General features: G+C 65.9%; 16 protein-coding genes. 2 read left to right on the top strand and 14 right to left on the bottom strand.

The annotated features are described in order from the left end of the window. The 6 genes from I603_RS12620 to I603_RS12595 all read right to left on the bottom strand — a co-directional run bounded on the left by I603_RS12620 (position 1) and on the right by I603_RS12595 (position 8,258). Positions 1–366: an ArsR/SmtB family transcription factor gene (locus I603_RS12620; RefSeq protein ID WP_068865590.1), complete on the bottom strand. Its 366-nt coding sequence runs from the start codon at positions 364–366 to the stop codon at positions 1–3. Positions 367–379: 13 nt separating this feature from the next. Then, positions 380–1,552: a hypothetical protein gene (locus I603_RS12615; protein WP_068865589.1), complete on the bottom strand. Its 1,173-nt coding sequence runs from the start codon at positions 1,550–1,552 to the stop codon at positions 380–382. Positions 1,553–1,686: 134 nt separating this feature from the next. Next, on the bottom strand, positions 1,687–2,841 hold the full coding sequence (locus tag I603_RS12610) for a M14 family metallopeptidase (RefSeq protein ID WP_068865588.1): 1,155 nt from the start codon (positions 2,839–2,841) through the stop codon (positions 1,687–1,689). A gap of 25 nt (positions 2,842–2,866) precedes the next feature. Further along, positions 2,867–5,914, bottom strand: a complete 3,048-nt coding sequence (locus I603_RS12605) for a TonB-dependent receptor domain-containing protein (RefSeq protein ID WP_084440119.1) — start codon at positions 5,912–5,914, stop codon at positions 2,867–2,869. A gap of 2 nt (positions 5,915–5,916) precedes the next feature. Further along, positions 5,917–6,873: an alpha/beta hydrolase gene (locus tag I603_RS12600; protein ID WP_068865586.1), complete on the bottom strand. Its 957-nt coding sequence runs from the start codon at positions 6,871–6,873 to the stop codon at positions 5,917–5,919. Further along, positions 6,870–8,258 (bottom strand): dicarboxylate/amino acid:cation symporter, encoded by a 1,389-nt coding sequence (locus tag I603_RS12595; protein ID WP_269747010.1) that lies wholly within the window; start codon positions 8,256–8,258, stop codon positions 6,870–6,872. The genes I603_RS12600 and I603_RS12595 overlap by 4 nt, the downstream gene beginning before the upstream one ends. A 212-nt stretch (positions 8,259–8,470) precedes the next feature. Between I603_RS12595 and I603_RS12590 the strand changes: the two genes are divergently transcribed. Continuing rightward, positions 8,471–10,144: a sensor histidine kinase gene (locus tag I603_RS12590; protein WP_068865731.1), complete on the top strand. Its 1,674-nt coding sequence runs from the start codon at positions 8,471–8,473 to the stop codon at positions 10,142–10,144. Then, the gene (locus tag I603_RS12585) at positions 10,141–11,466 is read left to right on the top strand and encodes a sigma-54-dependent transcriptional regulator (RefSeq protein WP_068865584.1); all 1,326 of its coding nucleotides are present in this window, start codon (positions 10,141–10,143) and stop codon (positions 11,464–11,466) included. Before I603_RS12590 ends, I603_RS12585 begins: the two co-directional genes overlap by 4 nt. Here I603_RS12585 and I603_RS12580 read toward each other — a convergent pair. The 8 genes from I603_RS12580 to glmM all read right to left on the bottom strand — a co-directional run bounded on the left by I603_RS12580 (position 11,463) and on the right by glmM (position 23,971). Further along, the gene (locus I603_RS12580; RefSeq protein WP_068865583.1) at positions 11,463–15,059 is read right to left on the bottom strand and encodes an ABC transporter permease/M1 family aminopeptidase; all 3,597 of its coding nucleotides are present in this window, start codon (positions 15,057–15,059) and stop codon (positions 11,463–11,465) included. The genes I603_RS12585 and I603_RS12580 overlap by 4 nt on opposite strands. 15 nt (positions 15,060–15,074) lie before the next feature. After that, positions 15,075–15,965, bottom strand: a complete 891-nt coding sequence (locus I603_RS12575; protein WP_068865582.1) for an ABC transporter ATP-binding protein — start codon at positions 15,963–15,965, stop codon at positions 15,075–15,077. Between the two features lie 136 nt (positions 15,966–16,101). Further along, positions 16,102–17,091: a DUF2891 domain-containing protein gene (locus I603_RS12570; protein ID WP_068865581.1), complete on the bottom strand. Its 990-nt coding sequence runs from the start codon at positions 17,089–17,091 to the stop codon at positions 16,102–16,104. Then, a complete protein-coding gene (locus I603_RS12565) occupies positions 17,082–18,032 on the bottom strand; it encodes a DUF979 domain-containing protein (RefSeq protein WP_068865580.1) in 951 nt (316 codons plus the stop codon). Before I603_RS12565 ends, I603_RS12570 begins: the two co-directional genes overlap by 10 nt. Then, complete coding sequence (locus I603_RS12560) at positions 18,029–18,700, bottom strand: DUF969 domain-containing protein (protein ID WP_068865579.1); 672 nt, start codon at positions 18,698–18,700, stop codon at positions 18,029–18,031. Before I603_RS12560 ends, I603_RS12565 begins: the two co-directional genes overlap by 4 nt. Continuing rightward, complete coding sequence (locus tag I603_RS12555) at positions 18,697–22,257, bottom strand: hydantoinase B/oxoprolinase family protein (RefSeq protein ID WP_232305386.1); 3,561 nt, start codon at positions 22,255–22,257, stop codon at positions 18,697–18,699. Before I603_RS12555 ends, I603_RS12560 begins: the two co-directional genes overlap by 4 nt. Before the next feature lie 140 nt (positions 22,258–22,397). Further along, complete coding sequence (locus I603_RS12550) at positions 22,398–22,622, bottom strand: DUF1272 domain-containing protein (protein ID WP_068865577.1); 225 nt, start codon at positions 22,620–22,622, stop codon at positions 22,398–22,400. A gap of 11 nt (positions 22,623–22,633) precedes the next feature. Continuing rightward, positions 22,634–23,971, bottom strand: a complete 1,338-nt coding sequence (gene glmM, locus I603_RS12545) for a phosphoglucosamine mutase (RefSeq protein ID WP_068865576.1) — start codon at positions 23,969–23,971, stop codon at positions 22,634–22,636. Between the last annotated feature and the right edge of the window lie 43 nt (positions 23,972–24,014).

Below are 24,014 nucleotides of genomic sequence, written 5' to 3'. Positions count from 1 at the left end.
TCAGATAACGGTTTCCGAGGCTTCCTGCTGCCACAGGTCCTTGGCCATCTCGATGTCCTTGGCGCTGGCGCGGCCGAGCCGGTGGGCGATGAAATCGATGCCGTCGATCAGCCACAGTGCCAGCTCGGGCTGGTTGAGACGGTAGACCCGCTTTTGCGCCTGGCTTTCGGTCTCCACCAGGGCAATCGCGCGGAGCACGCCGAGATGCTGCGAAACCCGTGTCGCCGGAATCTCGAGCGCTTCGGCGATTTCGTTCACCGTCATGTCCCCGGCCTGCAGCTTCAGCAGCAGGCGAATCCGGTCGGGATGGGAGATCTGGCGCAGGACATTGGCAAGCTCGGTCGCGACGATTTTTCGGCTCGGCATGTCAGACTCCCTTTCAGGAAACGGGGGAAGATGAGTTTTCGGCTACCAGAGTAAGACGCACGGGCGCGCCTGAGGTTCCGGCAACCGGCAAATCGGGCAAGGCGAGCCATTGAGGGACCGGGCGCCTACCGGTCTGCGCGCCCGCGCAAACCAGCTGCACGAACTGGGCATCGTCGACCTCGGTGACATATGGCGCGGGCGATCCGCGCGAGGCGGTGACGATCCCGCTGTCGCGCAGTTGCGCACTGCTTTCGTGCAGACGCAGGGCAGCTGCGGTCATCCCGGAATGGCGCAAGGTCAGCGCCAGCGCCTGGACCAGCACTGCTGCGTCCATCGGCACGCGCGCGCCCGCCTCGCCCAGCAGCTCGCTCGCAACCAGCACGAGGTCGCTGCCTGCGTGCCACAGCATCGGCAAGGGCGCGGCAAGGCCGGTCGCCTGCGCCAGCATGGCAAAGACAATGCTGCGCAGTTCAGGGCTGACGATCATCGCATCCCAGCGCGGGCGTGCGGTCAGCATTCCGCCAAGCGCCTGCTCGATCGCAACAATCTCGAGCGAGAGCCCCTCCTCACGGGTCAGCGTGCGATCGGCCAGCAGCAATTGGCGTGCGGCAGCATTGCGCTGGCGGGCAGGTACGATGATCGCGATCCTGGAGCGCCCTTCTGCCCGCGCGGCACGGATCATGGCTTCGACAATTGCCGGACGCGGCAAGGGTGCCTCGCCTTCCTGCTCGGCTTCACAGCGCGCGGGATGGGCCGACATAAGCACCAGGTCGAGCGCGCCGGAACGCGCCGCATTGCCCTGCCCGTGGTCGAACAGATAGCTGGCGACCCAGTCGGCGCGCGGCAACTCGGGGCTGGCGGCCTGTTGCAGCGCGACCGGCGAAATCGCCTGCCATGGCGCAAACTGCGTCGCCCCTGCGGTTACACCAGCGGCGCGCGCCCAATCGGCGACCTTGCCCAGACCCGCCGACCGGCGCAGCGCTACCGGCTCGAGTGCGACATCAAGCCAGCGCAGCAATTGCGCCATGGCATCGGCCCAGGCCGGATCACTCGCCTCGATCGGTGCGGCGAGCCGCAAACCGGTGCTCACCAGCCGCAATCCGCGCGCACCCTCGCCGGCTGTCGGCAGCGACCGGATGCGGTGCTGCGACGCTGTGGATTCGGGCTTGTGGTTGGCTCTGTCCATGCTCCGGCCCTTTCGTCTGGGGTTGGCAGGACGGCTGTCTAGACGAGCATTCATTGTCTGAAAAATTCAATATATCTTCAAAACCATTCTGTTTTATAGATTGGAAGATATGGCGTGCCGAATGGCTCCGCCGCTCAGTCCCGCAGCGCCTCGAGCGCCGGAATCAGGCCTTGGGCAAAGGCCTTGGCCGCGGCCCGGACGGAATCCCGGTCGGCCTCGTCGGCAACTTCATAAGTATAGGCCGGAATGCCGTAGATGGCGTGGAACCAGTTCTTGGCCGTGCCGCTGCCGGGATTGGCATTGCGCGGTTCGATCGTGAAGGGATAGCCCGCAATCGCGTTCTCCCGCCCGTCGAGCCATGCCGCGCGGAAGCGCTGCTGGGCCGCACTCGCCTCGTCGGCGCCCTGAACGTAGAACAGGTTGCTGCGGGTGGAATGGAAATCCACCATAAGCACCGGGCGAACACCCTGCGGCAGGGCATCGAGCCAGGCCTTGACCGCGCGCGTTTCGGGCTGGGTGAACAGGCCCCAGTCGCGGTTGAGATCGCGTCCGCCGCGATTGGCACGCCAGTGACCGCGGGCCACGCCATCGGGATTGAGCATCGGGACGACAAGGAATTGCACGTCCCCTAACGCCGGCGCGGGCACCGCCAGCGTGTCGACGAAGGTCCGCATGGCGATGGCGCCGCTGACTTCGGGCGGATGCTGGCGGCCGAGCAGCACCACCAGCCGCGGCGCATCCTCGCGGCCCAGCCGGATCGCCTCGACCGGGCGCCCGTCATGCGACTGGCCCAGCGTGAAGACCGCAGCCCCGCTCGCCGCGCTCCAGCGGGCAAGATCGGCGTGTGCATCGCCGGGCGTGATGATCTCCTGCGCGGCCACCACGCCCGCGCCCGCAGGCAGGCGCACAATCGCGCCCTTGCCGTCTTGCGCGGGTTGCGATGCAAGGGTGCGCCAGTTGCCGCTGCCGTCGCTCCACTTGGGGGTATAGCGATGCTGCCCGCCGAGATAGCGCAGCGTCACACTCGCGGCTTGGGCCGCCTGGTAGCGGAAGGCATACCACGGGCTGGGATTGATCGGGGGGGCATGTTCGGGGGTCACGAGCAGGGCGAAATCGCTTTCACCGGTGACCGAACAGGCCGAGGCCGAAGCGCCGGCGAAATCGAAATGCAGACTGGCCGAGCCGGTCCGGCATGCGCCGGTCTGCGCCGCCTTCGTATCCGGCTCGGGGAGCGGCGCATGCGCGCACGCTCCCGTCACAAGGGCAAGGCCGGCCAGAAGCTGGCGCATTCTCACCGGCCCCGCCTTCGCGTCATCAGAACGGCTTGCGCAGTTCGACCCGGAACACCCGGCCACGCGCCGAATGCAACCCGCTGAGGAAGCCGTAAGTTTCGTCGGCCAGCGGCGGATCCTTGTCGAACAGGTTGTTGATCCCGAACCGGATCCGCGTCCCGTCGAGCGCGGTGTCGTTCTCGATGGTGTAGCTGATCGCGGCATTGATGGTCAGGAAGTCGTCGACCCGGAAGAAATTGGCGTTCGGGTCGTCCGACACGATCGGCACATCGCGGCTGACACTGGTGTTCCATACCTCGCCGACGTAGTTCGCGAAAACCGCCACGTCGACCGGACCGGTATCCCAGTTGACCGAGCCGCTGAAGCGCCACTTGGGCCGCCCTTCGATCTCGAGCAGTTCGCCCAGCCCCTCGATCCTGACTTCAGGCGGCAGCGTCCCGGAGGTGACCGCGTCGATCAGTTCCTGCGCGGCAGGCCCGGCGGACTGGAAGAAGCTTTCCAGCCGTGCCGCGTTGAAGCGCAGGCGGAACTTGCCGATGCCGAAGTCGGGGACATTGTAGAACAGCCCGAAGTCCCACCCCTTCGAGGTGCGGCTGTCGAGGTTGAGATAGGGATCGTCGACGAACAGGATCTCGCCTGCGGGTGCAAGACTGGTGCCGGCGAACAGGTCGATCTCCTCCTGCGTCGGGTCGGCACGGACGACGGCAGGATTGCTGCCACCGGCAAGCCGCCGCAGCAGATCGAGGGCGATGGCATTGTCATCGCCGAAGGTGCCGACCAGCCCGGTCTGCTTCACGCGCCAGTAATCCGCGGTCAGCGTCAGGCCGGGGATGAACTTGGGTTCGAGCACAATGCCGAGATTGATGCTGGTGCTTTCCTCCGGCTCGAGCCGGTCGGTACCCGAACGGAAGCTGATCACGCCCGCGCCCGGACACACGCCGAGATCATCGATGATGCCCTTTTCGACCTGCGCCTGACAGATCACGAAGTCGTCGCGGGTATTGGAACGGGTCGTGCCCGCGTCATTGACCTGAACGAGGTTCGGCGCGCGGAAGCCCTGCGACCAGGCGCCGCGGAAGGTGACGCCGGGGACCACAGTCCACGAAGCGGCGACGCGCGGGACAATGGCGGTTTCGTTGATGTCGGCGAAATGCTCCATCCGGCCTGCCAGCTGGAGATTGAGCGCTTCGATCAGCGGCACGCCCATATCCTCGCTCACGAGCGGGACGAAGGCTTCGGCAAATGCCGAGAACACCTGCCGCGCGCCGCTGGTATCGGGCGTCGGGCTGGTGCCGGCGACATCGCTTCCGTTAAACACGCCGGTAACGCTGTCGGTCCAGGTGATGGTCCCGTCGAGCCGCGGATCGCGATCATCGAAGAAGGTTTCGCGCCTCCATTCCACGCCCGCCGCAATCCCGACATCGCCGCCGGGCAGCGCGAACAGGCTGGAGTTGCTGACCTTGAAATCGGCAAGGGCCAGGCTGGTCCCGCTCTTGCGGAACACATCGATCACAAAGGGATCGATAACGCTCTGCGGATTGGGGGTGCAATCGCCCTGCCCGGGATCGCCGGTGACGCAGCCGCCGTTGAACGGGTTGTAGGCATCCGGGGTCGAACGATTGATCGCATCCTGCATCAGCGTAAGCGAGACGCGGTTGCCTTCAAGGTCGGTCAGCTTCGCTTCGGAATAGACGAAGCCCGTGTCGAAGTCCCAATTCCCGAAATTGCCGCGCAGGCCGGCGACAAGGCGGTAGGTGTCCTTGTCGACATCCACCGTGCGCGGGCCGACATCGACGAAGCGGTAACGCTCCATGATGACGTCCGCACCGCCGGCCGCGATCGTTGTTCCGGGCAGGCGGTTGGGGTTGGGCGAACCGTCGGGCAGCGTCGTCGCGCCGAACGGGTTCCAGTAGGCATTGCGCGAAATGCCCACCGGCACCGCGCTCAGGATCGCCGCCGGGGTGATGTTGCGGCTGCTTTCGGACCGGTAATAGGTGCCCTCGAAATAGGCCTCGAGGCTGTTGCTGAATTCATAGCTGAGCAGCGCGGCGGCATTGTAGCGGGTCTTCTCGCTGATCAGCGTGGTGCCGAAGGCGCGGTTGTAACGCACATCGGGCGTCGGCGTGGTGCCGGCGCGCGCGCACAGGCCATTGCCGAAATCGATCCGGCAGCTTGGGAAACTGTCGGGCTGGAGGTAGAAATCGTCATCACGGAGCGGCGTGGCGTTGTTGGGCGCCTGGATGTCGAACTGGCCGAACGGGCCGAAGGTGTTGCGGTTGTTGAACTGCGTGTCACCCTCGAAATCGGTGCCCTCGACCAGCGGCAGGCGGTTGTCGTCTCTGGAATAGGGCCGGGCCGAGGACGGCAGGCCGTTCTCGTGGAAATAGCCGCCATACATGGTGAAATTGGCGCGCCCGCCGGCAAAATCGAAGCCGTAGCCGCCGTTGATGATCGTGCTGTAAAGGCTCGTGCCGTCCGAGCCGCGCCATTCCGCCTCGACGAAACCGCCCTTGCGGTTGCCGCGCAGCACGGTGTTGACCACGCCTGCGACCGCGTCCGCGCCGTAGATCGCAGAGGCGCCGTCGCGCAGCACCTCGATCCGCCGGACGCTGCCCGGCGCGATCTCGTTGGCGTCCGAGCTGACCACCGGCACCAGCAATTCGGTCTGGAAGCCCGGGCTCAGCACCATGCGGCGCCCGTTGATCAGCACCAGCGTGTTGCCGGTGCCCAGGTCGCGCAGGTTGATCGAGGCAACGTCACCGCGCACGTTGTTCTGGGTGACGTCGTTCTGCTCGTTGAAGGCGACCGTCCCGGCCTGCGGGATGGCGCGGAACAGATCATCGCCCGAAGCCCCGGCGATGTTCTGGATGTCGGTCTCGTCGACCACGGTCACCGGCAGCACGTCGTTGATCTTGGCGCCCTGGATCTGGGTGCCGGTGACGATGATCTCGCGTTCGGGCTGAGGCGTATCGGAAGGGGGCTCGCCCGCCTGCTGCGCGTGCGCCGCCGTGGCAGCAATCAGGCTGCCCGTGCACATCAGGGCAAGTCTGCCCAGAAGCCTTGTCGACATGTTCATTCTCCCTGTTTTTCGATGATGTTGAGTGACCGCGCCCAGTTCTCGAACAGCGCCGGCCACTGGCTGATGACCTGTCCGGGTTTGCCGAGACCCCAGCCGTGTCCACCGTCGCGGAACAGGTGCAGTTCCGCGTTCGCCCCGGCGGCCACGAGAGTCTCGAACAAGAGGATGCCGTGGCCGGGCGGCGTGATCGCATCGTCGGCGGCGGCAAAGATGATGGTGGGCGGCGCGTGCCGGTCCGCATGGGTATCAAGCGACCATTCGGCCTCTGCCTTCGCGCTTGCCTTCTCGCCGACGATCTCGCGCCGGGTGCGGGTGGTGTCATAAGGCTTGCGCAAGGTCACCACCGGGAATAGCAGCACCGCGAAATCGGGGCGCGCCGAAACCTTCTCGTAAGCATCGGCTCCGGCATAGAGCGCGCGGGCGGGCTGATAGGCGGTAAAGCCCGCCAGATGCCCGCCGGCGGAAAAGCCCATGATCCCGATCTTTGCGGGATCAAGGCCGAACTCGCCCGCGCGCGACCGGATGATCTTCATTGCCCGCTGCGCATCCATGAAGGGCGCCGCGGAATCCCAGCCGTCGTTCGGCAGGCGGTAAATCAGCTCGAACACGGTAAAGCCCCGCGCCTGCAACCACTCGGCGGCAGGGGTGCTTTCCTTCCACAGCTGGATACGGAAATAGCCGCCCCCGCCCGCCACCAGCACCGCCGCGCCATTGGGCTCGGCAGGACGATAGACGCGCATTCGGGGAGTGGAGACGTTGGAAACCGCGCCATAGCCCGAACCCGGTCCGCCGACCTTTTCCGGCCCCGTGACCTTGCCGTTGCCCGGCGGGGTTCCCGGCCACAGCAGGATTTCCTCCGGCCCGGTGCCGGACGCGGCAAGCGGCGCGCCGCTTGCGGAAAGCAGCGCCAGCGCGCCTGCCAGAACGAGGAACAGCCGCCGCATGATCATGGAGTCTTCTCCAGCACCTTGGCGATCTTCTCGCTCACCGGGCCGCTGCGCTCGTGGCGCTCGATATCCTCTTCGGGCAGCGGCATCGGATTGCCTGCCAAGGCAGCGGCCAGCCGTTCGCGGTCAAGCGCGTTTTCCCAGCGCGCGACGATGATGGTCGCCACCGCATTGCCGATGAAATTGGTCAGCGCGCGGCATTCGCTCATGAAGCGGTCGATGCCGAGTATCAGCGCCATGCCCGCCACCGGCACGCTCGGCACCACCGAAAGCGTCGCGGCGAGGATCACGAAACCCGCCCCAGTCACTCCGGCAGCGCCCTTGGAACTGATCATCGCCACCAGCACCAGCGCAAGCTGTTCGCTGAGCGACAGGTCGATCCCCAGCGCCTGCGCGATGAACAGCGCCGCCAGCGTCATGTAGATATTGGTGCCGTCGAGATTGAAGGAATATCCCGTGGGCACAACCATCCCGACCACCGCCTTCTTGCAGCCGGCGATCTCCATCTTCTCCATCAGGCTCGGCAGCGCGGCTTCGGAAGAGGAGGTGCCCAGCACCAGCAGCAATTCCTCGCGCAGGTAGCGGATCAGCGCGAAGATCGAGAAGCCGCCGAGGTAGGCGACCAGGCCCAGCACCACCAGCACGAACAGCAGCGACGTGACGTAGAAGGTCGCAATCAGCGCCGCGAGGCTGGCCAGCGAGCCGAGCCCGAACTCGCCGATGGTAAAGGCAATCGCGCCGAATGCCCCGATCGGCGCGAGCTTCATCAGCATGTGGACGAGCTTGAAGACTACCTCGCTGAAGGAGGAGAGCACATCCATCACCAGATCGCTGTGCGGCCGGGTCGCGGCAATCGCCACCCCTGCAAGGATCGCCACCAGCAGCACCTGCAGGATGTTGCCGTCGGTCACCGCGCTGAACAGGGTTTCGGGGATGATATTGAGCAGAAAGCCGCTGATCGACTGCGCCTCGGCGGTCTTGGCATAGCCTTCGACCGCGGCGGTATCGAGCGTTGCCGGATCGATGTTGAGCCCCTCGCCCGGGCGCACGACATTGGCGACGACGAGGCCGATGATGAGAGCAAGGGTCGAAAAGAACAGGAAATAGGCGAACGCCTTGCCGGCCACGCTGCCGACCGCCTTCATGTCGCTCATGCCCGCGATGCCGGTGGCGACGGTGAGGAAGATCACCGGCGCGATGATCATCTTGACCAGCTTGATGAAGCCATCGCCGAGCGGCTTCAATGCCGTGCCGAACTCGGGCGCGACATGGCCGATCAGCGCGCCCAGCGCGATCGCCGCCAGCACCTGCACATACAGCTGGCGGTACAGCGGCTTCTTCGCCGGCGCGGCCATGGCCTGCGGTGTTATCGCAGCGTGCGAGCCCATCTTTGGCTGGTTCCCCGGTTCCTGTCTCTCCGTCGGGCAGGATCGGGCCGCCTGCCAGGACTGACAAGCAAATCGCGACCTCGGGACAATTGCCGATAATTCAGATACCTGAGGAAGCGGCACCGCGATTTTGTGCGAAAATCCGCACAAATTCCTTGCCTAATGTGCGGAAAAACGCACAAGCAGGCCAGGCAGACATCCCGGGGGGCATCATGCAAGGAAGGCTGGGGCGCTGGCATCTGGTGCCGATCGCACTGGCAGCCTTGTTGCTGCTGGGCGCGCTGGCCATGCTCGGACTTGACCGGGCGATGCGGGTGCGAGCCCTCGAGGAAACCCGCACGGCCGCCACCAGCCAGGCGGCAATCCTTGCCGCGGGTCTGGAAAGCGAGCTCAACAAGTTCAGCCTCGTGCCGCGTGTCCTGGCCGTCGATCCCGAAGTCGCTGCGCTGCTTGGCGGGGAAAGCGCGCAGCGCCCGCTGCTCAATCGCCGTCTGGCAGCACTGGCACAGCAGACCAGCGCCGCCGCAATCTATCTGATGGACGCGCGCGGGACGACGCTGGCAGCAAGCAACTGGGACCGGCCCGACAGTTTCATCGGTTCCAACTACCGCTTTCGCGAATACTTCAACGGCGCCCGCAAGGATGGCGCAGCCAGTGAATTTGCGCTCGGCACAGTCAGCCGCCGACCCGGTCTCTATCTCGCCGAGCGGGTTGGCCCGGCCGATCAGCCGCTGGGCGTGGTGGCGGTCAAGGTCGAGTTCGACAGCCTCGAGGCCAAGTGGCGCGATGCCGAGGATGGGGTGTTCGTGACCGATGCCGGCGGGATCGTGCTGCTTGCGAGCAACCCCGAATGGCGTTTCCGCTCGGCAGCCGGCGAACGCCCCGCCCAGCGCGATCCGGCGCGCGACGCGATGCGTTTCGGGGTGGCCGAGCCGCTGCCCTTCGAACTGCCCGCAACAGGCCCGGCGGCATCGCGTGTGCGCATGATCGAGAAGATCCAGCCGATCGCGCCGGTCGGCTGGGAGTTGCACCTGCTCGCCGACCCTGCCCCGCGCCTTTCGGTCGCGCTGGCCAACGGGCGGCTCGCCGGCGTGATCGCCCTCGCCCTACTCGCGCTGGCGGGGGCTGGCGCGCTGGTATGGCGCCGCCAGCGCCAGGCCCGCGCCGCGGCCGAGATCGCAGCGCAAACCGCGACTTTGCGCGAACAGTTGCAGCAGGCCAACCGCCTCGCCACGCTCGGGCAGATCACCGCGGGGCTCGGCCACGAGATCCGCCAGCCGCTTGCCGCGATGCGGGTCTATGCCGAAAACGGCGAACGACTGCTCGATGCCGACCGTACCGACGAGGCGGCGGAGAACTTCCACCGTATTGCGGGGCTTGCAGGCCGGATCGGGGAAATCACCGAGGAACAGCTGAACTTCAGCCGCCGTTCGGCCGAGGAACCGCGCATCATCGCGCTGGCCGAGGTGATCGACGGATCGCTGCTGCTGCTGCGCGACCAGATCCGGCAGAAAGGCCTCTCCATCACCTGGCCCGACCCGCGCAGCGCCGCCGCCGCCCGCGTGCGCGCACGCCATGTCCAGCTCGAACAGGTGCTGGTCAACCTGCTCCAGAATGCCGTGCAGGCCGCGGGTCAAGGCGGCGAGATCGCACTGGCGATAGCGGCGCGGGAGAACAGCCTGCAGCTCAGCGTCACCGACAACGGGCCGGGCGTGCTGCCGGAGTTGCAAGACAGCCTGTTCCAGCCCTTCGTCACGTCCAAGCGCGAGGGCATCGGCCTCGGCCTGGCCATTGCGCGCGACATCATGCGCGAACTGGGCGGCGATCTGACGCACGAGGCGACCGCCACCGGCGCGCGCTTCACCATGACGATGCCCGCCGCATGAGCGCCGCCACGCCCCTGCAGGTCGCACTGGTCGAAGACGACATGACCTTGCGCGATGCAACCTTGCAGGCCTTGACCCTTGAAGGTGCCGAAGTGGTCCCCTTCCCCGATGCGCGCGCGGCGCTTGGCTGGCTGACGGTCGACTATCCCGGCGTGGTGGTCAGCGACGTGCGCATGCCGGGGATCGACGGGATCGCCTTCTTCGCCGCCCTGCGCGAAATCGATCCTGAACTACCGGTAATCCTCACCACCGGGCATGGCGACATTGCCATGGCGGTTGAGGCGATGAAGAACGGCGCGGCCGACTTCCTGACCAAACCCTATTCGTCAGTCGACCTGATCCGTGCGGTGCGCGCCGCAGCCGATCGCCGCATGCTGGCGCTGGAGAACCGCGCCCTGCGCGAGGAGGCCGGACGCAGTGCAGGAGCCGCGGTCCCCGGATCATCTCCCGCCGCCGTCCGGCTGCGCTCTGTGATCGAAGGGGTCGCACGCTCCGAAATCGATGTGGTGCTGACCGGCGAGGCCGGCACCGGCAAGAGCCACGCCGCGCAGGCAATCCACGATCTCAGCCCCCGCCGCAGCCGCCCGTTCGTCACCGTGGATGCCGGGATTCTGGCCCACGAGGATGCCGAGCTGCTGCTGTTCGGGCGCGATCCGGCGGCGGGACTGTCGCGAACCGGTCTGGTCGAGCGCGCCAATGGCGGGACCTTGTTCATCGACGAGATCGAGGTTGCTCACGGAGCACTCAGAGCACGTCTGCTGTCGTTGCTTGAAAAGCGCAGCGTGCTGCCCATCGGGGCCGATCGGGCCCGCCGGCTGAACATTCGCATCATCATTGCCCGGCTTGCCGATGGCACCGAGCCGACCGGCCGCGATCCGCTCTGGCACCGGCTCGGCGCGGTACAGATCGCCCTTCCCGCACTATCCGAAAGACGGGAGGATCTGCCCGAGCTCTTTCGGGTATTCGTCGCGCGCCACGCACGCTCGCTAGATCTGGACGCCCCAGCGATCGGCGAGGCTCAGTGGCGCCACGTTCTTTCGCATGACTGGCCGGGCAACCTCCACGAACTGAGCGGCTATGCCCGCGCCTTCGTGCTGGGTCTTGCCGATAGCGAGGTCCCCGGACTGGAGCTCGCCGGACAGCGCCCGCTGCACCAGATCGTTGCCGAATTCGAACGCACCGTGCTGGAGGACGGCCTGCGGCAATGTCGCGGCGACATTACGCAATTGCAGGCGATGCTTCGGACCCCGCGCAAGACGCTCTATGACAAGCTGGCCAAACACGACCTCAAACCCGCACACTTCCGCAGGGGCGGCGACTAGTCCACCGCCACGATATTATCGTCCGAATCCCGGTCGATATAGAAATTGTATGGATCGATCCCGGCAAACAGCGGCTTCTTGGCGGTAATCACTTCCAGCACCTGCTCGCCGGTGCGCACCGGATAACGCTTGATGGCGATAACGTCGGCACGGTCGAAGGCACCCGACCCGGGCCGTGCGGTGAACACGCCGATCTCGATCCGCTCTTCTAGGCTGGCAGGAGTTTCCTTGCCCTTGGCATCGGCACGGAACTTACCCGCCGAAACGGTGATGCGGGTAGTCCAGCGACCATCGGCACCCTTGGTAGTGGTCGCCGAAGTCGCCTTGAGATCATAGACCGTGATCTTCTCGAACAGGTCGGTGATCAGCGCCTGTTGCTCGGGGGTCTGCGCTTCCTTGCGCAATTCGGCCACCAGATCGAGGCTGCGCGGATAGGGCGCTCCCTTGAAGCGGTAACTCTCGACCAGGCGCGCAAGAGCGCGGTTTACGGCCTCCTCGCCAAGCCGCTCCTGCAGCAGATACATTACGAGGCTGCCCTTGCGGTAGTGGATGTAGCCCTGGTTCTCGACCCGGATCATCGGCTGTTCACCCAGCGCATCGGTCTTTCGCGCGGCGAGATACTGGTCGAGCTCGTATTTGAGGAAACGGCGGATCTTGTCGGGGCCGTAAAGCTCCTTCATCACCATCAGCGCACTATACTGGGCGAGCGTTTCCGACAGCAGGGTCGAACCCTGCATGTCCCCGCCCACCACCTGATGCGCCCAGTACTGGTGTCCCAGCTCGTGCGCGGTGACATAGGAGACATAGTCGATGCTCTCCGGGTCGCGCACGTCGGCGGCAAAGCCGATGCTTTCCGAATAGGGCATGGTCCCGGCAAAGGCCTGCGCGAAGCTGGCATAGCCCGGAAACTCGATGATCCGTGCATAGCCGAACTGGTATGGGCCGAAATTCTCGGTGAAATAGCCCAGCGAAGTCTTCATCGCCTTGAGCATCGCAGGCACGTTCCAGTCGTGGCGCGGATCGTGATAGACGGCCAGCTGGACATCGCCGAAGCGGTCCTCGCCCACTGCATAACGGGCCGATTGCACCGAGAAGAAGTTGAGGATCGGCGCGGGGCTTTCAAACACAGCGATCCGGCGGTCGCCCTTCACCTCGTCCGACACCTTGTTCCCGGGCGCCACCGGCACCTGGTCGGCAGAGGTGCTGATGGTGATGCGCGAATTGACCCAGTCGGAGCGCACGTAATTCTCGCCCTGCGCTGCCGTGTCCTCGAGCTTGGCGGTGCGCAATTCGGAAGGCAGGCCCTGCCGCCGTCGCTGGGTGCGGTCCTGCAGCAGCCCGCGCCGGTCCATCCCGATGATCGGCGCGAAGGTGAAATTGTTCACAAAAGTCCCGTTGGCGACGATGTCGGTCGCTGCCTGACCGTTCGCGAAGCCGCGCCGCCAGGTCTGCGAGGCGAAATCGAGCCGGGTGGTCGCACCGGGCGCAAGCGGCGTGTCAAACCTGAAGATGCGATAGGCGTGGGTCTTGTCGTGGCTGGCAAGCTTTGCCCCGGCAAGATCAAGCCGCGTGAATTCGGTTGCGTCGTCGCCCTGGCGGATATGCACTTCTAGGATCGGTTGGCCACTGTCGTTGCGCAGGTCGTAGTGGCCTGTGGCAGTCATCCGGCGCTCTTCCGGATAGATTGCCACATCGAAAGCGACATCGGTAACCACCGGACGCGCGAGGCTTTCGTATTTGAGGTATTTTCGCTCGTACTCGGCCGCGCGGGCTTCGCGCTCGTCAGCGGTTTCGTATGGGTTCAGGACCTTGATATTGTGATGGATAACCAGCCCGGTGCCGATCATCGTGCCCACCGCCGCCAGCGCGGTCGCGCCAGAGGCGATGCTGAGGCGCTTGCCCATCCCCTTGAGCCGCGGCCAGACCGAAACCACCGTGCCGCGCGGCCAGAGCCAGTGCGCCAGCACCAGCAGCAGCACCCCGAACGCACCCCAATAGGCCCGCGCGAGCAGTCCGCCGACCCAGAAGCCGCCCGTGCCGTTCATGTCGCTGAGCGGCTCGGCAGGACCGCCGCCGAACAGATAGAGCATGTTCGAATAGCCGAGGTTGCCAAGGAAGATGCGGGTGACGAACCACACCAGCATCAGGCCCCAGCCGATATACTTGTTGGGGCTGAGCACCTGGAAGAACACCGCCAGCACCGCAATCAGCAGCACATCGATGCTCTGCGGCAGGACATAGGCGACCAGATAGAGCCCGGCATCTATGCTGCTCGTTCCCAGCACCAGCTGATAGATGAGACCGGCGATCATCCCGGCCAGCGACATCAGCAGCAACACAAGGAAAATAGCGAGGATCTTGGGCACGAACATCGCCCAGCCCGGCACCGGCGCGGCATCGATGATCTCGGCGATCTTGACGTCGCGCTCGCGCCAGACCAGCTCGCCGCCGTAGAACACGGCAACGATCAGAGAGAACAGCGCCATGCTGCCGATCACCGTGGTCACGACATTGGCCGTCAGCGGATAGGAGGCGGTGCCGTAAAGCGTCTCGGACAGGGCGAGATTGAAGGCGGTCAGCGCCAGCGCGATCAGCAGCAGAACGATCAGCCCCGGGCTCTTGATCACCAGCATCGTTTCGGCCTTGAGCCGCGCCGCGAAACTCCTCAGGGCGTGGCTGAAGCCGAAGCTGCGGTGCGGCGTTCCGGCGAACGGCTGCGGACGAACTGCTGCCGCCTTGGCGATGCGGCTGTCCTGCTTCGCCAGTCGCCGTAGCCGCCAGCGCGAGGGCGCGCGCTCGGTCATGCTGAAGCGCGCCCAGGCGATCCCGAGGAACAGCACCGCCCAGCCCAGCGTAAACAGGCGATTGATCAGCAGGTTGCCTTCAAGCGGGATCGCCTGCGTATTCATCTCGGCCGCCGTCCAGTACCGAGAAACCTCGCCGATCGCCCCGATCGCCATCGGCTCCAAGCGCGCAGCCGCGTCCTGGTAATCGGGCTCGCTTCCGACAATGGCGCTGGCCGTGAGGTAGCCCATCACGAGGATCAGCACCCCGATATAGCTCGCCAGCATCGAACGGGTCACGGTAGCGAGGCTGAAAAGCAGTGCCGAGGAAAGCACGAGGTTGGGAATGGCAATGACGAGGAACGGCCAGGCATAGGTCGCAAACCCGCCCGGTCCGACCGTCTCGGGGTCCACCCAGGGCATTGCCGATCCCACCGCAATGCCCAGCGGGACTGCGACAAAACCGAGGACCGCAATCGCCAGCCCGCCAAGGAAGCGACCTGCCAGAAAGCTGGTGCGCCCCACCGGCGTTGCACGGATCATCGGCCCGAAGCCGGTTGTATCGTCGCGTACCACGGCGTTGGCGACGAAGGAGGTGATGACAAACAGGTAGAACAGCCCCAGCAGCGCCATCGTTATCGTGACGGCAAAGGGCGAATTCTCGTGCACGGCACCGGGCGTCCCGATGCTGACATTGTCACTGGCCGAAATGCCGAAACCGATCAGGAAGAAGATCGCAACCGACACCCAGAACACCGGGTTCCTGAGCTGGTAGCGGATTTCGAAAGCCGCAAGACTGGCGGTAAGCATGGCGCGCGTGCTCCCTTATGCGGCTTGCGCGGGCGCGGCGCGGCGGGTTTCGGCGAGTGTCGCGAAATAGACGTCTTCCAGTCCGCCGACCACCGGATCAAAGCCTTCGGGCCGCTCGTCGGCGAGCACATGGACGACGATCTCGCCGGCAAAGAAGCGATGCGAGATGACCTCGTGGGCGGCCTGCATATCGGGCAATTGGGTGTGCGGGATGGTGCGCTGCCACACGCGGCCTGCGGTCGAGCGGATCAACTCGCGCGGCGCGCCCTCAAGCTGCACCCGCCCCGCCGCCAGCACCGCCATGCGCGGGCACAGGTCAGCCACATCCTCGACGATATGGGTGGAAAGGATCACCACCACGTTCTCGCCGATCCCGGCAAGCAGGTTCAGGAACCGGTTGCGTTCTTCCGGGTCGAGACCGGCGGTCGGTTCATCGACGATGATCAGTTCCGGATCGCCGATCAGCGCCTGGGCGATGCCGAAGCGCTGGCGCATCCCGCCCGAAAAGCCCGCGATTGCCTTGCCGCGCACCGACCACAGGTTGGTCTGGTTCAGCAGGTGCTCGACCACGCCGCGCCGTTCCTTCGCATCGCCGATGCCCTTGAGCACCGCCATGTGATCGAGCATCGCCTGGGCAGAGATGCGGGGATAGACGCCGAAATCCTGCGGAAGATACCCAAGAGTGCGGCGCAGCCGGTCAGGCTCGGCCAGCACGTCGATGTCGCCAAAGCGGATGCTGCCCGCCGTCGGTGCCTGAAGCCCGGCGATGGTGCGCATCAGGGTCGATTTGCCTGCCCCGTTAGGACCCAGCAGTCCGAACATGCCCTTAGGGATCGACAGCGTCACGTCATCAAGCGCGCGTGTGCCATTGGGATAGACGTGGCTGACGCCGGAAAGTTCGAGCATGCGATGATCCCCTGTGATGATTGGCGCACACTAGCGCATTCAATCCCGGGGAAAAGCCGCCTTTGCAGGCTTATGCAATCGTTTGATCGACAGCCCCGCCGTTCGTCGGTCGCTGTAGGCGGTTGGTGGCAGCGGATCAGGGTTCGGGCAGCAGCGCCAGCAGCGCGAAGCTCGCCAGCCAGTGTTCACCCATGTAATCGCCCGCCACATGCGGCATCGCCGCGTCGAGATGAAGTGCGGCAAGGCGATAGAGGTCTTGATGATGTTCGGCGCCGCCCAGCGCCCCGGCAATCGCGCGCAGGCACCATGCGCGGCTGAGGTTGAGCCCGTCGAGATGGGCAATCTTTCCGTCGCTGCGGTCGGAAACGAAGACCGGGCGGCATTCACGCGCCAGCCAGCCGTTTTCCAGCACCAGTCGCTCGAACCAGGACGCAAAGGCAAGGTGCGGGCGCACCTCGGCCATCAGCAGCGCGGCGGTGAGCACAGGGGAAAGGAATTCATCGCCCCCCGGCTCCCACCCGGCATAATCGCTGCGCTGGCCGAAGGAACGCTCGGCCCAGTCATCTAACAGCGTCACCAGCGCCGGATCGCGCGCCACCGCCCAGCGCCGCGCGAGGATAAGCGCGAAGGCGGTGTTGAAATGAGTGCCGACGGTGATCGGATAGGTGAGGATGGCGAGATAGTCCTGCAGCCTCGCGGCAAAGGCGCGCGCCAGCGGTTCGAGCCGCGCGCCCCATTCGCGGTCTTCGTGCCGTTCGGCCTCGTGATGCAGGTAGAGCAGCCAGGCCCAGCCATAGGGCCGCTCGAAGCCGCGCGATGAAGGGCGGTCGAGATAGGCCAGTTCCACAGCCAGCTTGGCCTCGGTGAAGGTTTCTTGGGCCAGCGCTGTGATTGGCGCGGCTTCGGGCATGTCGGGATAGAGCCGCCGCAGGGTCAGCAGCGTCCACCACCCATGCACGCAGGAATGCCAGTCATAGCTGCCGAAGAAGACCGGATGGGCGTCTTGCGGCAGGCGCAGATCCTCCGCTCCCGTGAACACATGATCGTCCTTGTAAGGATAGGGCCGCGCGACATGGCCCAGCGCTATCGCAGCGAAATTGCGGGCGATGTCCGCAGTCAGCTCCATAGGAGAAACGCCCCCACATAGATGATGACGACATTGCACGCCCACAGCGGCACCGCAGTGCCGACCTGCTGGCGGATCACCGCGTTCTGGTCCTTCAGTTCGAGCAGCGCGGCGGGCACGATGTTGAAGTTGGCCGCCATCGGGGTCAGCAGCGTGCCGCAGAAGCCCGCCAGCATTCCTACCGCACCGATCACCGCCGGATTACCGCCATATTGCTCGACAAGCAGCGGGATCCCGATCGCTGCCGCCATGACCGGGAAGGCGGCAAAGGCATTGCCCATGATCATCGTGAAGCCCGCCATGCCGAGCGCGAAGACCACCACGGTCAGGAGCACACTGCCCTCGGGGATAGCCGCGCCCGCGAGCCCGCCGATGATGTCGCCCACGCCCGCGAGCGCGAAGACCGCGCCGAGCGCCGCCAGCATCTGCGGCAGGATTGCGGCCCAGCCGATCGAGTCGAGCAGCCGCCGCCCTTCCTCGGCCGGAGCGGCGATCGGGGGACGCAGCCAGGCAATGCTCGCTGCCAGCGCGACCAGCACCCCGATCCCGAACAGCACCAGCGTCTCGCGTCGTGCCTCGAACAGGCCCGTTTCGGCAAGCGGAGTATAATTGTAGAGCAGCGTGCCTGCGACCGCCGTCACCGGCACGATCAGCGCCGGCAGGAACAGGCGATTGCCGAGCCGGGCTGCGGATATCTCGCGCTCTTGCGGAGTGGTGGTGGCAGGCGTGCTGCGCTTGACCCAGCCCGCACCGGCAATCCCCACCAGCACCAGCACCAGCAACCCGTTGGCGAAATCGGACAGGTGCGAGCCGAAAAAGAAGCTCGCCGCCAATACGCCCCAGAATGCGGCATTGCCGGGCCGCGCGTCGCGCAAGGACAGCACCGCCCACAGCGCGAAGAAGCCACCGGCAAGCAAGTAGAGAAATTCGTAACCGATCACGCCCGCGCGCTCCCTATTCGCCGGTCGAGCGACCGGATGCGCCACGCATGGATCACGAAGGCGCAGATCGCGCTCGGGATCGCCCAGACCGACAATTGCAGCGGTGTGAGCGGATAGCCTGCGGCCTCGAACACGCCCTGGATCAGCAGGATCGAGGCAATCGCGAAGAAGATGTCCTCGCCGAAGAACAGGCCGACATTATCGGTCGCCGCGGCCATCGCCTTGACCTGATCGCGCTCCGCTTCGGCCAGTTCGCCATGGGATTGCTCGGCTGCGGCCTCGGCCATCGGCGCGACCAGCGGGCGCACCGCCTGAGGGTGTCCGCCGATATCCTTCATGCCGAGCGCCGCGGTAATCTGGCGAAAGCCGAGATAGGCGATAAGCAGCTTGCCCATGGTCGCCCCGCGCATTCCGGCAATGACGGCGCGGGCGCGCTGCTGGAGCCCGTAGCGTTCGAGCAGACCGATCACCGGCAGGATGATCCAGGTGACCGAGATATAGCGGTTGTCGTTGAAGGCCTTGCCCAGCGCCTCCACCACCGCCACCCCATCAAGCCCCGCGAGCAGGCCCGTCGCCACCGCCGCGCCGACCACCACCAGCAGCGGATTGAAGCGCAGGGCAAAGCCGATCACGACCAATGCGATGCCCATGAGCGGCCAGTAACTCATTCGCCTGTCCCTCCGAACCCGCCGCCGCCTGGCGTGAGGATCACGAAACTGTCTCCGGCGCGCATTTGTGCCGAACCGGTTGCGCCCAGTTCCTCGCGGGTGCCCTCGGCACGTTCGACCCAGTTCCGGCCGGCAAGCGCGTCCTCCCCGCCGCAGATCCCGCGCGGAGCCACATGGCGACGGTTGGCGAGAATATTGGCGCGCATGGCTTCGAGAAAGGTCACGCACCGCACCACCCCATCGCCCCCGCGATGGCGTCCGGCTCCGCCCGATCCGCGCCGGATACTGAACTCCTCCAGCCGCACCGGCAGACGGGTTTCGAGGATTTCGGGATCGGTCAGGCGCGAATTGGTCATGTGGGTCTGTACTGCGCTGGTGCCGTCATGATCCGGCCCCGCGCCGCTGCCGCCGCAGATCGTCTCGTAGTACTGGTGGACATCGTTACCGAAGGTGAAGTTGTTCATTGTGCCCTGTGAGGGCGCCAGCTTGCCCGTAGCGGCGAACAGCGCGTCAGTGACGACCTGCGAGGTCTCGACATTGCCCGCGACCACCGCCGCGCCGGGCCGGGGATTGAGCATCGATCCTTCGGGAACGATCAGCGTCACCGGCTTGAGGCAGCCGTCGTTCATCGGGATTTGATCGTCGATCAGCGTGCGCAGGACATAGAGCGCCGCGGCGCGGGTAATCGAACGCGGGGCGTTGAAGTTATCGGGCAATTGCGCGCTCGTGCCGGTAAAGTCGAACACCGCCGAGCGGCTTTGACGGTCGATCCGGATGGAGACTTTCACCACCGCGCCATTGTCCATGTCATAGGCAAACGCGCCGTCCTCAAGCCGTCCGAGCAGGCGGCGCACGCTTTCCTCGGCATTGGCGATGACGTGCCTCATATAGGCGGCAACGACCTCGGCCCCGTGCTCGGCTGCGGCACCCGCCAACAGCTCCGCCCCGCGGGTGCAGGCGGCAAGCTGGGCGGCGAGGTCGGAGATATTGCGGTCGGGATTGCGCGCGGGGTGAGGCCCGACAGCCAGCACTTCGCGCACCGCTTCAGTGCGAAAATTGCCGTCATCCACCATCAGCAGATTGTCGATCAGCACGCCCTCGTCTTCGATGCTGCGGCTTTCGGGCGGCATCGATCCGGGCGCGATACCGCCGATATCGGCATGGTGACCGCGCGCGGCGACAAAGGCGTCGGGATCTTCACCTTCTTCAGTGTAAAATACCGGCACAATCACGGTGATGTCGGGCAGGTGGGTGCCGCCGCGATAGGGGTCGTTGAGCACATAGGCATCCCCGCGCCGGAAACCGCGTCCGTCGCGTCGCGCCCCGCGGGCCTCGATCACGCGCGCGATGCTGTCGCCCATGCTGCCCAGATGCACCGGAATATGCGGCGCGTTGGCGATCAGCGCGCCCCCAGCGTCGAACAGCGCGCAGGAGAAATCGAGCCTCTCCTTGATGTTGACCGAGGTCGCGGTCGATTGCAGCACCACGCCCATTTCCTCGGCAATCGCCATGAACAGGTTGTTGAATATCTCCAGCCGCACCGGATCGACCGCGGCTCCGGCGGCCCGTTCGCGCGCCAGCGGCGCGGTGCGGGTAAGGACGAGGCTACCCTCAGGCGCCAACCGCGCCTGCCAGCCTTGCTCCACCACCGTGGTCGACCCTGGGTCGATCACCAACATCGGGCCGGGATGCGCCTCGCCTTGCGCCATCTCGCTGCGGGCCATGGTCGGCCATGCGCCGCTGGCCGTGCCGCCGACCGCCTGCGGAACGGCAGCGGCGCTGCCGAGCCCGCCCCCCTGCCCGCTGGCCTCAACGCTCAAGGCCTCGACGATGATTGGCGCGTCGGGGTCTGAATAGCCGTAACGCTGGCGATGCAGACGGCGGAAGGCAGCATCCATCGCCTCCGGCTCGCCCACCGCAATGGCGAGCAGGCTGTCGCTCCCGGCAAAGCGCAGGCGGGCGCTGGCGGCGATGATGACGGCCTCGGCGGCGATACCCTGCTCAATCAGCGCGGCGCGCGCCTGTGCCTCAAGCGCGCCAAGCGGCCCGGCAAAACTGTCGGTCAGCGGCCGGACCACGCTGACCTCGCGGATCGCCTTGACCGGCGCGAGCCCGATGCCAAAGGCCGAAAGCATGCCCGCAAGCGGGTGCACCAGCACCGTCTCCATCCCCAGCGCGTCGGCAACCTTGCAGGCGTGCTGGCCACCCGCCCCGCCGAAACAGGCGAGCGCATAGGCGGTCACGTCATGACCGCGCGCGACCGAGATCTTGCGGATCGCATTGGCCATATTGTCGACCGCGATGGCGAGAAAGCCCTCGGCGATATCTTCAAGGCTGCGCGGTTCGGAAAGCAAGGCGGCGACCTCCTCCAGCCGCGTGCGGGCAGCGCCGGGGTCGAGCGGTTCATCGCCTGCGGGCCCGAACACAGCGGGGAAGAAGGCCGGATCGATCCGCCCCAGAAACAGGTTGCAGTCGGTAATCGTCAGCGGCCCGCCCTTACGGTAGCAGGCGGGGCCCGGGTCCGCACCGGCGCTATCGGGCCCGACCCGGAAGCGCGCGCCGTCGAAGACGCAGATCGAGCCGCCGCCCGCCGCGACGGTGTGGATCTGCATCATCGGCGCCGCCACGCGCACGCCCGCCACCACGCTGTCACCGGTCAGCTCGTATTCCCCCGCATAATGGGCGACATCGGTGCTGGTCCCGCCCATGTCGAAGCCGATCAGCCGGCTGTGACCGAGCGGCGCGCTGGCAGCGACCATGCCGACCACCCCGCCCGCCGGGCCGGAGAGAATTGCATCCTTGCCGCGAAATGCACCGACCTCGGCCAGCCCGCCGTTTGACTGCATGAAGGCGAGCCGCCCCGCAGCCGGCAATTCGCGCCGCAGGGTATCGGTATAGCGGCGCAGCACGGGGGAGAGATAGGCGTCGACCACCGTCGTATCGCCGCGCGGCACGAAGCGGATCAGCGGAGCGACCTCATGGCTGGCGCTGACCTGCGCAAAGCCCTCAGCGCGCGCCATCTCGGCCAGCGCCGCCTCGTGATCGCGATATTGCCAGCCATGCATCAGGACGATGGCGAGCGCATCGAAACCCTCGGCGCGCAAATCGGCCAGCGCGGCCTTGGCCGCTGCCCGGTCAAGCGGGCGGAGCACGGTCCCGTCCGCGGCCATCCGCTCGTCGATTTCCACCACTTTTGCAGGCAATTGTTCGGGCAGGACGATGTGCCGCGCGAAGATTTCGGGCCGTGCCTGCGTGCCGATCCGCAAGGTATCGCCGAAGCCGCGCGTCGTCACAAGGGCAAGCCTTTCGCCCTTCCTTTCGAGCAGCGCGTTGGTAGCGACCGTGGTGCCAATGCGCAGCTCTTGGATCGGGCCTTCACCGTAGCGCGAGATCAGCCGGCGCACCGCCTCGCTTGCCGCGTCGGCGTAGTGGCCGGGGTTTTCGCTCAGCAACTTGTCGGTCACCAGCAGGCCATCGGGCGTCGTCGCCACGACATCGGTGAAAGTGCCTCCGCGATCGATCGCGAAGCGCCATGCGCCGGAGTGTGCCATGCTCATCCGCGACCGTTTCGCCGCCCCGGCGCGCGATTGCAAGACCGGCGAAACCCATCGCTATTCACGTTCGGCCGGCATGCCGTCTGGTCTGCGGATCGACAAGCACGGAGCGCGAAGGCAGATGGCGATAGGACCCGTCGCGCTCAGCCCTTGAACTTGCGCTGCGAGCTGGGCGGGAACTTTGCATGGAGCGCCTTGGCCCGCGTCGGACGATCCATCAGCTCGCCGCCGCAATTGGGGCAGCGATCGTCGAGATCCTCGGCGCATTCGGCGCAGAAGGTGCATTCGAACGAACAGATGAAGGCACCGGGGGCTTCGGCTGGGAGATCCGCACCGCAGGTCTCGCAGTCGGGTCGCATCTCGAGCATTGTGTGTCCTCCTATACTGCTGCGTGCACGGCTTCGCAGATGGTGTCGACCACCCTTTCGACCTGCGCCTGGTCATCGCCCTCGGCCATGACGCGGATCACCGGTTCGGTGCCCGAGGGCCGGATCACGAGCCGGCCCTTGCCTGCCAGCTCCGCCTCGGCCGCGGCGATCACTGTCTTCACGCCCTCGTTTTCAAGCGGCTGGCCGCCTTCGTAACGCACGTTCTTCAGAAGCTGCGGGACCGGATCGAACACGTGCAGCAACTCGCTCGCCTTCTTGCCTGACCGCACCAGACTGGCCAGCACCCGCAGCGCCGCGACCGTGCCATCGCCGGTGGTGGCGTAATCGAGCAGGATCATGTGGCCCGACTGTTCACCGCCGACATTATATCCGCCGGCCTTCATCGCCTCGAGCACATAGCGATCCCCGACCTTGGTGCGCACCAGATCAAGGCCCAGCCCGGCAAGATAGCGTTCGAGCCCGAGATTGCTCATCACCGTCGCCACGATCCCGCCACCGCGCAACGACCCGCGCTCCTGCATCCGGGTGGCGATCAGGGCCATGATCTGGTCGCCGTCCACCGCCCGGCCCTTTTCGTCCACCACGATCAGCCGGTCAGCATCGCCGTCGAGCGCGATACCGATATCGGCGCCCTCTTCGACCACCTTGGCCTGCAGCGCCGCGATCGCGGTCGAGCCGACACCGTCATTAATGTTCGTGCCGTTGGGGGTAACGCCCAGTGTCACTACGTCGGCACCCAGTTCCCAGATGGCCGAAGGGGCGACCTGGTAGGCCGCACCGTTGGCGCAATCGACCACCACCTTCAGCCCGTCAAACCGGATCTCGGTCGCCACAGATTGCTTGACCGCATGGATATAGCGCCCGCGCGCATCCTCGATCCTGCGTGCGCGACCGATCCGTTCGGGCGGTGCGAGCGGGATCTCGGTCTCCATCAGGCGCTCGATCTCGGCCTCGGCCGCATCCGACAGCTTGAAACCGTCGGGGCCGAACAGCTTGATGCCATTGTCGGCAAACAGGTTGTGGCTGGCCGATATCATCACGCCCAGATCCGCGCGCATTTCGCGGGTGAGCAGGGCAATGGCCGGGGTGGGGAGCGGCCCCGTCATGATCACGTCGATCCCGACGCTGGTAAAGCCCGCCACCAGTGCGCTTTCCATCATGTAGCCCGACAGTCGCGTGTCCTTGCCGATCACCACGCGGTGACGGTGGCCGCCGCGCACGAAGTGGCGTCCAGCCGCCTGTCCGACCTTCATGGCGGTCGCCGCGGTCATCACCCCGTCATTGGTGCGCCCCCTGATCCCGTCGGTTCCGAACAGCTTTCTGGCCATCAATTCCCCTGCCCTGTCCTGCTGGCATGATTGTCTCGCGCTT

The organism is Erythrobacter dokdonensis DSW-74, assembly GCF_001677335.1.
In the GTDB taxonomy this organism is placed as follows: domain Bacteria; phylum Pseudomonadota; class Alphaproteobacteria; order Sphingomonadales; family Sphingomonadaceae; genus Erythrobacter; species Erythrobacter dokdonensis.
This window is presented reverse-complemented; position numbering and strand designations above follow the sequence as displayed.

Bases quoted from the DNA above. Each gene is read 5' to 3' on its own strand.
- I603_RS12620 (WP_068865590.1), bottom strand. From the start codon at position 366: ATGCCGAGCCGAAAAATCGTCGCGACCGAGCTTGCCAATGTCCTGCGC.
- I603_RS12615 (WP_068865589.1), bottom strand. From the start codon at position 1,552: ATGGACAGAGCCAACCACAAGCCCGAATCCACAGCGTCGCAGCACCGC.
- I603_RS12610 (WP_068865588.1), bottom strand. From the start codon at position 2,841: ATGCGCCAGCTTCTGGCCGGCCTTGCCCTTGTGACGGGAGCGTGCGCG.
- I603_RS12605 (WP_084440119.1), bottom strand. From the start codon at position 5,914: ATGTCGACAAGGCTTCTGGGCAGACTTGCCCTGATGTGCACGGGCAGC.
- I603_RS12600 (WP_068865586.1), bottom strand. From the start codon at position 6,873: ATGATCATGCGGCGGCTGTTCCTCGTTCTGGCAGGCGCGCTGGCGCTG.
- I603_RS12595 (WP_269747010.1), bottom strand. From the start codon at position 8,258: ATGGGCTCGCACGCTGCGATAACACCGCAGGCCATGGCCGCGCCGGCG.
- I603_RS12590 (WP_068865731.1), top strand. From the start codon at position 8,471: ATGCAAGGAAGGCTGGGGCGCTGGCATCTGGTGCCGATCGCACTGGCA.
- I603_RS12585 (WP_068865584.1), top strand. From the start codon at position 10,141: ATGAGCGCCGCCACGCCCCTGCAGGTCGCACTGGTCGAAGACGACATG.
- I603_RS12580 (WP_068865583.1), bottom strand. From the start codon at position 15,059: ATGCTTACCGCCAGTCTTGCGGCTTTCGAAATCCGCTACCAGCTCAGG.
- I603_RS12575 (WP_068865582.1), bottom strand. From the start codon at position 15,965: ATGCTCGAACTTTCCGGCGTCAGCCACGTCTATCCCAATGGCACACGC.
- I603_RS12570 (WP_068865581.1), bottom strand. From the start codon at position 17,091: ATGGAGCTGACTGCGGACATCGCCCGCAATTTCGCTGCGATAGCGCTG.
- I603_RS12560 (WP_068865579.1), bottom strand. From the start codon at position 18,700: ATGAGTTACTGGCCGCTCATGGGCATCGCATTGGTCGTGATCGGCTTT.
- I603_RS12555 (WP_232305386.1), bottom strand. From the start codon at position 22,257: ATGAGCATGGCACACTCCGGCGCATGGCGCTTCGCGATCGATCGCGGA.
- I603_RS12550 (WP_068865577.1), bottom strand. From the start codon at position 22,622: ATGCTCGAGATGCGACCCGACTGCGAGACCTGCGGTGCGGATCTCCCA.
- glmM (WP_068865576.1), bottom strand. From the start codon at position 23,971: ATGGCCAGAAAGCTGTTCGGAACCGACGGGATCAGGGGGCGCACCAAT.